We start from the raw sequence: 8,022 nt of genomic DNA on the forward strand, positions 1-8,022 counted from the left end.
TTTCCTCTGGGCCGAATAAGCTGACAACTCACCTGATTCAATCTCTTTTACAATCTGGATCTTTAGACTTAGCGTATAATCCTTCTGGGTGCGCTTTACATAAGTGTCATGTCTTTCCATGTCGATTCTTTTTTATTGTATCGCTATTTCAGGACGGGACAATAACATATAAAAAAAACCGACCTTTAAATGAGTCGGTTTTTTTATTATGCAATCTATAATCAATTAATTCTGACTAAAGTTGTAAATAATATTACCAACTTGCTTATCAGGCGCATCAGCACTTGCCTGCCACTTTGTGTTCATAGCAGCAATTTTAGCCTGCTGCAACAAACAAGAAGCTGTGTTTGTAGTTCCTTTTACACCTGGTTCGGCAGCAATGGTATTACCGCTTTTATCAACCGTAACTCTAACCGCAACACGCCCTTCTTCATTACAGGTATATCTTGGCTGTGGTTTCGACAACGCTTTTCGGTTTCCTAAAGAATACCCAATTCCGCCTCCGCTTCCGCTTCCGGAGCCACCTCCTGATCCAGACCCCGAACCACTTCCGGTGCCTGTTCCGTTTCCGGTACCGTTACCGCCACCTGTTCCTCCTCCGGAGCCTCCGCTTCCGTAGTAATCATTGGATCCCAAACTTCCGTTGGTTTTTCCTTTATTTCCGGAACGCGAATCATCACCGTCACCGCCTTTTTTGGATCCGCCTAAGATACTTGACAAAGCATCGTTAGTATTTTTATTCACTTTCGGTTTTGTTTCGGCAACCGGTTTCGGATCGATTTTTACTTTCGGTTTTGTGACTTTTACGGGATTTGTTTTTTTCGGGATATTTACCGCCTCGTTATCATCAGCTTCACCTGAAATAATATCCTCATCAGGTTCTGATTGGGCTGCAACAGCTTTCACGGTTTTCACATCCAGTTCTTCGCTTTGAAAATCTTTCCCCGAACCAAAATCACTGTTTCCGAAATTAATGGTCACTCCGCCTCCACCTCCACCTCCGGCAAGTAAAGCTAAATCTTTGACATTATTGGGAGGCCAAAACCGTATAAAAAACAAAATCAGCAAAAACAAAGCGTAAATCACCACGGTCAAAACCAATGATTTTCTCTTTTCTTTTGCTGATAATTCTAATGTTTGCATTGTATAAGTTCTTTATAACACTATAGTAACGAAAATACTATTTTTTTGTTATGTTCAAGAACAAAAAAGCAATAATTATACCAATTGTTTCAATGCTATTTCAAAAGCTCTTGCACTGATATTCTTTTTATCACTTCCTGATGCATGTGTTTTTTCAATAGCTTTTTTAATGATATCCGAAGTATCATTAAAAATAGCCTCATCTGTCATTTGTACTTTCTTCTCCATGAAGTACGCAAAAACACGTGCCATACCACAGTTTGAGATAAAGTCAGGAATTAAACTCACTTTGCTGTCCACATCTTCCATAATCGGACCGAAGAAAATTTCTTTATCCGCAAACGGAACATTGGCACCACATGAAATCACTTCCAATCCCGAAGCAATCATATTATCCACCTGTTCTTTGGTTACCAAACGTGACGCTGCACACGGTGCAAATACTTCAGCACCGATTGACCATATTTTAGCATTGATTTCCTCAAAAGGAATCATATTATCTGCTACTAATTTATTTCCGTCTTTTTTCAGGAATAAGCTTCTGATTTCTTCGAAAGAGAATCCGTTTTCATTGATCACACCACCATCTCTGTCGATGATACCAACCACTTTGGCTCCCATTTCAGCCAAATAAAAAGCGGCTGCAGAACCCACATTTCCGAATCCCTGAACAATTGCTTTTTTACCAACAACAGTTCCACCGTAAATATCATAATAATGGCGTACAGCCTGAGCCACACCATAACCGGTAATCATATCGGCTACCGTATATTTTCTGTTGATATCAGGAGAAAAAGTCGTGTTCTCGATCACTTTAACCACACCTTGACGCAATTGTCCGATACGGTTGATTTTATCTGCTTCCGTTGGTTTGAAATGTCCGTTGAAAACACCTTCCTGCGGATGCCAGACACCACATTCTTCCGTCATTGGGATTACCTCATGGATTTCATCTACATTCAAATCACCTCCGGTACCGTAATAACTTTTCAACAAAGGAGAAACCGCTTTATACCAACGTTGCAAAACCCCTTGCTTTCTTGGATCTGCCGGATCAAAATTAATTCCCGATTTAGCTCCACCGATAGCCGGTCCCGAAACCGAAAATTTAACTTCCATAGTTTTTGCCAATGACAAAACTTCGTTCATATCCAATCCTTTACGCATACGGGTTCCCCCTCCGGCTGCACCGCCTCTTAATGAATTGATTACCGTCCATCCTTCTGCATCTGTTTCAGGATCCTTCCAATGGAATACTACTTCTGGTTCTTTATTTTCGAATTTCTTTAAAAGCTCTTTCATGGTTTATAGTGTTGTGTTTTTCTTAAAGTTGGGCAAATTTAAAAAAAATAACTTCCTTAAAAATAGCTTTAAGGAAGTTATTCATTTTATTTTATGTAAAAATTGTTATTTTTTACCTAACAACTCTTCTTTTAAGTCTTTATCAGCAGGGTTTTCAGCCAACCAGATTCCAAATAATGCTTTTTTGAAATCCAATCCCGGGATTTTCCCTTTCAATTCATTGTTTTTGTAAACAAAAGTAGCTTGTTCCAAACCATTATAAGCTAAGATGAAAACATCTTTCTCAACAATTTTATCAGCCAACATTGATTTCAACATTTCAATTCTAGGTTGCATTGCTGCATGATTATCCCCACATGATTTTTCAAAACCGTTCTCCATGTTTTTAGTCAGTTTGTGAGAAGTAACCAATTTTGAGATAATCTCAATTCTGATTGCCATATCCATCTCGCTTTCCAAGATAAAAGACGCATCCTGAGATAATTGTGAAAGATACAAAGCCTGTACATAAACATCAATCCATGCTTTTGATCTTGTTCCGTAACCATTAAGCTGTAGTGGTTTTTTCTGAACTTCGATAGATCTTGGAATCGCTACTCCATCTTGTTCAAATTGATTTTGTGCTTGTGAAACTAAGCCAGACATTAAAAATAATAATGTCATTAAAATTGTCTTTTTCATTGCTAATTCTTTTGGGTGTGCAAAGGTAATTTTTTTATTAAACATCTGAACGATAAACTTTAAAAATTATTTTACGCCTACACCAAAAATTATGCCAGAACAATGATCGTGAGTTGCACCTGTGACACTTGAAAGCACATTTACTTCATTTTTAAGCCGTAAAACACCCAGTAATGCAAAGATCAGAGCTTCCTTAAATTCAATTGTTTTAGCATCCGGAATTACAATTTCCATGGAGGGGAGATAATGTTGTATCCTTTGAATTAAATAATCGTTATAGGCACCTCCACCGGTTATGAGCAGTTTAGTATTTTTTTTCTGTAATGCTTCACTTATCTGAAAAGCGATATGCTCAGTAAAAGTGGCCAATTTATCTTCCGTCGGAATTTCATACTTCTCAATTAAAGGGAGAACAACCGTCTTTACAAATTCAAATCCGAGTGATTTCGGGTGTTTTAGTTTATAGAAATCCAAATCATTCAATTCGGACAACAATAAAGGAGAAATAGTACCACCTTCTGAAATTTGTCCTTTATTATCGTATTTGAATCCTAATTTTTCAGCATAAAAGTTTAGAACCGTATTAACAGGCGCTATATCAAAGGCCAGTCTTTTACCAGCATCTTCAAAAGAAACATTTGAAAAACCTCCTAAATTCAGGCAATAATCATATTCCGAAAATAAAATTCGGTCGCCAATAGGTACTAATGGCGCGCCCTGTCCACCTAATTTAACATCCTGAACCCTGAAATCACAAACTGTTTTTTCACCAATTAAATCAGCAATTTCTTTTAAATTTCCAATCTGAAGTGTCAATCCATTTTGCGGTTGATGCAAAATGGTATGGCCGTGACTGCAGACAGCATCAAGATTTTTCAAATTATACTTTCGGATAAAATCAAAAATTATATTTCCCAGTACTCTGGTATACTTTTCGTTTAAATTTTTCAATTCATTTTCAGAAAAATCGACGGCCAATTTTAACTCTTCAACCAATTCATCAGTATAAGCTACAGTTTCGCTTTCTAAAATAGTAAAATCCCATTTTTGACCTTCAACAGTAAATTCGATGTGAGCTAAATCGACTCCGTCAAGTGAAGTTCCTGACATAACTCCTACAACGTTGTAATTCTCTTTTAACATGGGTTAAAATTAATCATTCTTCTTGAAAAATTGCTATAAATGTCTATCTTTGGGAACTTTAAAAAACTCAACAACAAAATTGAACAATAAGATGAACTTTACTTTAAGCGAAGAACAATTAATGATTCAACAGGCGGCAAGAGATTTTGCCCAAAATGAATTATTACCTGGTGTTATTGAAAGAGACGAACATTCTATATTCCCTGCTGAGCAAGTTAAAAAAATGGCCGAGCTTGGATTTTTAGGAATGATGGTAGATCCAAAATACGGTGGAGCTGGTTTAGACAGTGTTTCTTACGTTTTAGCAATGGAAGAAATTGCTAAAGTTGATGCTTCTGCAGCAGTAATCATGTCGGTTAACAACTCTTTGGTTTGTGCCGGATTGGAAAAATACTGTTCTGAAGAGCAAAAACAAAAATATTTAGTGCCGCTTGCCAAAGGTGAAGTAATTGGTGCATTTTGTTTGTCTGAGCCCGAAGCCGGATCTGACGCTACTTCTCAAAGAACTACTGCAATCGACATGGGTGACCATTACTTATTAAATGGTACTAAAAACTGGATCACCAATGGTGGAACAGCTTCTACATATCTTGTAATTGCACAGACTGATATCGAAAAAGGCCACAAAGGAATCAACGCTTTTATTGTTGAAAAAGGATGGGAAGGTTTTTCAATCGGACCAAAGGAAAAGAAAATGGGTATCCGTGGTTCTGATACGCATTCTTTAATGTTTTCAGATGTAAAAGTACCGAAAGAAAACAGAATCGGTGAAGACGGATTCGGATTTGCTTTCGCTATGGCTACTTTAAACGGTGGACGTATTGGTATTGCATCACAAGCATTAGGTATTGCTCAGGGAGCTTACGAATTAGCTTTAAAATATTCTCAGGAGCGTGTTGCATTCAAAAAACCAATTTTCCAACACCAGGCTATCGCTTTCAAATTAGCGGATATGGCTACCCAAATCACAGCTGCAAGAATGTTGTGTTTCAAAGCAGCTTCTGAAAAAGATGCCGGACAGGATATTTCACATTCAGGTGCAATGGCTAAATTATTTGCTTCTGAAACAGCTATGAACGTTACTGTGGAAGCTGTTCAAGTACATGGTGGAAACGGTTATGTAAGCGAATACCACGTAGAAAGAATGATGAGAGATGCTAAAATCACCCAGATTTATGAAGGTACTTCTGAAATTCAACGTATTGTAATATCAAGAGGTTTAGTAAAATAATTTTACAGACACACTAAAAGCAATAGCCCTTCTATCACTAGAAGGGCTTTCTTTTTAAATAGATTATTTGATTATTTTTCGGAAATAACTTTTTTAATGCTTACTCCTTTATTGGTAACCAGTTTCACAAAGAATAACTGACCGTCACCTCTGTTGAATCTAGGACGGATTGAAATTTCTTTGTTCGGATAAGCATCGGTATCTCTCTCAGTCATCAACAATGCTCCTTTCGTATCATAGATTTCGATATTCACATCTGATTTATAATCGAAATCATATCTGATGTTCAATACATCTCTGAAAGGAATTGGATAAGCTGTGAAAATTGGCTCTGTAAGCGGAGTTATAGGAGTCAAAGCAGGTACAGCTGTATTTATTCTCACTGGTACCTGTATTCTACAACCGTCAAATCCTCTGTTGATTGCATCAACCGCGTTATTAACGTTTGAATGTGTCAATGCTCCGATATTTCCACCACCAAGTGCTTTATTTGCCAAAAGGAATAAATTAGCAACTGTTGCACCACCTGGATAATTAGCATTCAGATAATCAATCACAGAAGACGAAATAGTAAACTCACTGTAACTTCTAGGATTAGGCGTATTACTTCCACAATCGACATCAGATGTAGCGATTACTTTAGTTAATACAACATCTCCTAAAGCCGGATCAAGAGATAAATTGAAGAACATCGCCATGGTTTGGCTTAACAAGTTATTGTTAATGCGTCCTTTATTTGATCCTCCTGCATTCAATGGATCACCGTCAGACCAAGTTGAAAATTGATCATAAGTCGCAAATCCAACTAATGCTCTAGGAGTTCCTCCTCCAGGCAACATCACAAATGCGTTGTTTTGAGTCGGATCCGGATTACCATAAACATCGGAAGCTTTTAACGTAAAGTAGTTACCGGTGACGGTACTACCAAAATTAAATGTGCCTCCGGCCTGATTGATTGCGTTGATCATAATTTGATGATCATAAGTTGGCAGACCATCAGGTGTACAGGCTGATCCGTTTAACTCTCCGTAGTAACCTTGAGTATAGGTACAATGTGTCTGAGTACAAATTGGCACTTCAAATGTTGATGTACAAGATTCAAAATCGCAATTATCCTGAGCAGAATACGTTATCGTAACTGATTGTCCAGGTTTAGGCAACTCATAAGTTGATAAATCTGTTCCTACAGGGTTACAACCTCCGGCGAAACTAAATCCATTGATCCAAGCTTCAAAGGCAGCCTGCGCATCATCTCTACAAGTTAACACAACATTAGGCGGACAGGTTACAGTAAGTTCCTGAGCTTCATTAAGTGTAAAACTGGCACTCACACTATCCTGACTACAATTGTCAGCAATACTGTAAGTCACGTTCACTACTCCTCCGTCACATAAACTTGGTGCCACTCTAGGATCTCCACTGAATTGGGCTACGGCAGCACAACCATCATTATTGGTTACGAACTGCGCTAACCAAGCAGCAAATGCAGCATCAACAGCAGCCTGATTTGCGTAATCACATTGACTGTGAATAGCATTACCAGGGCCGGAAACATCAACGTCGGCTTCACCGTTCAAGGTAAAGCTCGCACTAACGCTGTCCTGGCTACAGTTATCGGCAATGCTGTATGTTACATTCACCGTACCTCCGGTACATAGACTCGGTGCCACTCTAGGATCTCCACTGAATTGGGCTACAGCAGCACAACCGTCATTATTGGTTACGAACTGTGCTAACCATGCAGCAAAGGCAGTATCCAAAGCAGCTTGGTTTGTGTAATCACATTGGCTTTTTACCAGATTGCCTGGGCCGGAAACATCAACGTCGGCTTCGCCATTTAAGGTAAAGCTGGCACTAACACTGTCCTGGCTACAGTTATCGGCAATGCTGTATGTTACATTCACAGTACCTCCGGTACATAGACTCGGTGCCACTCTAGGATCTCCACTGAATTGGGCCACAGCAGCACAACCATCATTATTGGTCACGAACTGTGCTAACCATGCAGCAAAGGCAGTATCCAAAGCAGCCTGATTGGTGTAATCACATTGGCTTTTTACCAAATTACCCGGGCCGGAAACATCAACGTCGGCTTCACCATTTAAGGTAAAGCTGGCACTAACGCTGTCCTGGCTACAGTTATCAGCAATGCTGTAAGTAACATTCACCGTACCTCCGGTACATAGACTCGGTGCCACTCTAGGATCACCGCTGAATTGGGCTACAGCAGCACAACCATCATTATTGGTTACGAACTGTGCTAACCATGCAGCAAAGGCAGTATCCAAATCAGCCTGATTGGTGTAATCACACTGGCTTTTTACCAGATTACCAGGGCCTGAAACATCAACGTCGGCTTCACCATTCAAGGTAAAGCTGGCACTAACACTGTCCTGGCTACAGTTATCGGCAATGCTGTATGTTACATTCACAGTACCTCCGGTACATAGACTCGGTGCCACTCTAGGATCTCCACTGAATTGGGCCACAGCAGCACAACCATCATTATTGGTCACGAACTG

General features: G+C 39.2%; 6 protein-coding genes. 1 reads left to right on the forward strand and 5 read right to left on the reverse strand.

Features of this window, described 5'->3' with window-relative positions:
* Positions 1-225: 225 nt before the first annotated feature.
* The 4 genes from NAT51_RS19365 to NAT51_RS19380 form a co-directional block, all read right to left on the reverse strand.
* On the reverse strand, positions 226-1,143 hold the full coding sequence (locus NAT51_RS19365) for an energy transducer TonB (RefSeq protein WP_250601730.1): 918 nt from the start codon (positions 1,141-1,143) through the stop codon (positions 226-228).
* Positions 1,144-1,218: 75 nt separating this feature from the next.
* On the reverse strand, positions 1,219-2,445 hold the full coding sequence (locus NAT51_RS19370; protein ID WP_250601732.1) for a Glu/Leu/Phe/Val dehydrogenase dimerization domain-containing protein: 1,227 nt from the start codon (positions 2,443-2,445) through the stop codon (positions 1,219-1,221).
* 105 nt (positions 2,446-2,550) lie between these two features.
* Complete coding sequence (locus tag NAT51_RS19375) at positions 2,551-3,126, reverse strand: chalcone isomerase family protein (protein WP_250601734.1); 576 nt, start codon at positions 3,124-3,126, stop codon at positions 2,551-2,553.
* A 66-nt stretch (positions 3,127-3,192) separates the two neighbouring features.
* Entirely contained in the window at positions 3,193-4,269 is a 1,077-nt protein-coding gene (locus NAT51_RS19380; protein ID WP_250601738.1) for an anhydro-N-acetylmuramic acid kinase, read from the reverse strand.
* 91 nt (positions 4,270-4,360) lie between these two features.
* Between NAT51_RS19380 and NAT51_RS19385 the strand changes: the two genes are divergently transcribed.
* Positions 4,361-5,500 carry an acyl-CoA dehydrogenase gene (locus tag NAT51_RS19385; RefSeq protein ID WP_250601740.1) on the forward strand — a complete coding sequence of 380 codons (1,140 nt, stop codon included), beginning with the start codon at positions 4,361-4,363 and terminating at the stop codon, positions 5,498-5,500.
* 71 nt (positions 5,501-5,571) lie between these two features.
* Here NAT51_RS19385 and NAT51_RS19390 read toward each other — a convergent pair.
* On the reverse strand, positions 5,572-8,022 hold a 2,451-nt coding region (locus tag NAT51_RS19390; protein ID WP_250601742.1), incomplete at its 5' end, for a T9SS type A sorting domain-containing protein.

It is taken from the genome of Flavobacterium amniphilum, assembly GCF_023634845.1.
Lineage (GTDB): Bacteria > Bacteroidota > Bacteroidia > Flavobacteriales > Flavobacteriaceae > Flavobacterium > Flavobacterium amniphilum.

Bases quoted from the DNA above. Each gene is read 5' to 3' on its own strand.
- NAT51_RS19375 (WP_250601734.1), bottom strand. From the start codon at position 3,126: ATGAAAAAGACAATTTTAATGACATTATTATTTTTAATGTCTGGCTTA.
- NAT51_RS19385 (WP_250601740.1), top strand. From the start codon at position 4,361: ATGAACTTTACTTTAAGCGAAGAACAATTAATGATTCAACAGGCGGCA.
- NAT51_RS19370 (WP_250601732.1), bottom strand. From the start codon at position 2,445: ATGAAAGAGCTTTTAAAGAAATTCGAAAATAAAGAACCAGAAGTAGTA.
- NAT51_RS19365 (WP_250601730.1), bottom strand. From the start codon at position 1,143: ATGCAAACATTAGAATTATCAGCAAAAGAAAAGAGAAAATCATTGGTT.
- NAT51_RS19380 (WP_250601738.1), bottom strand. From the start codon at position 4,269: ATGTTAAAAGAGAATTACAACGTTGTAGGAGTTATGTCAGGAACTTCA.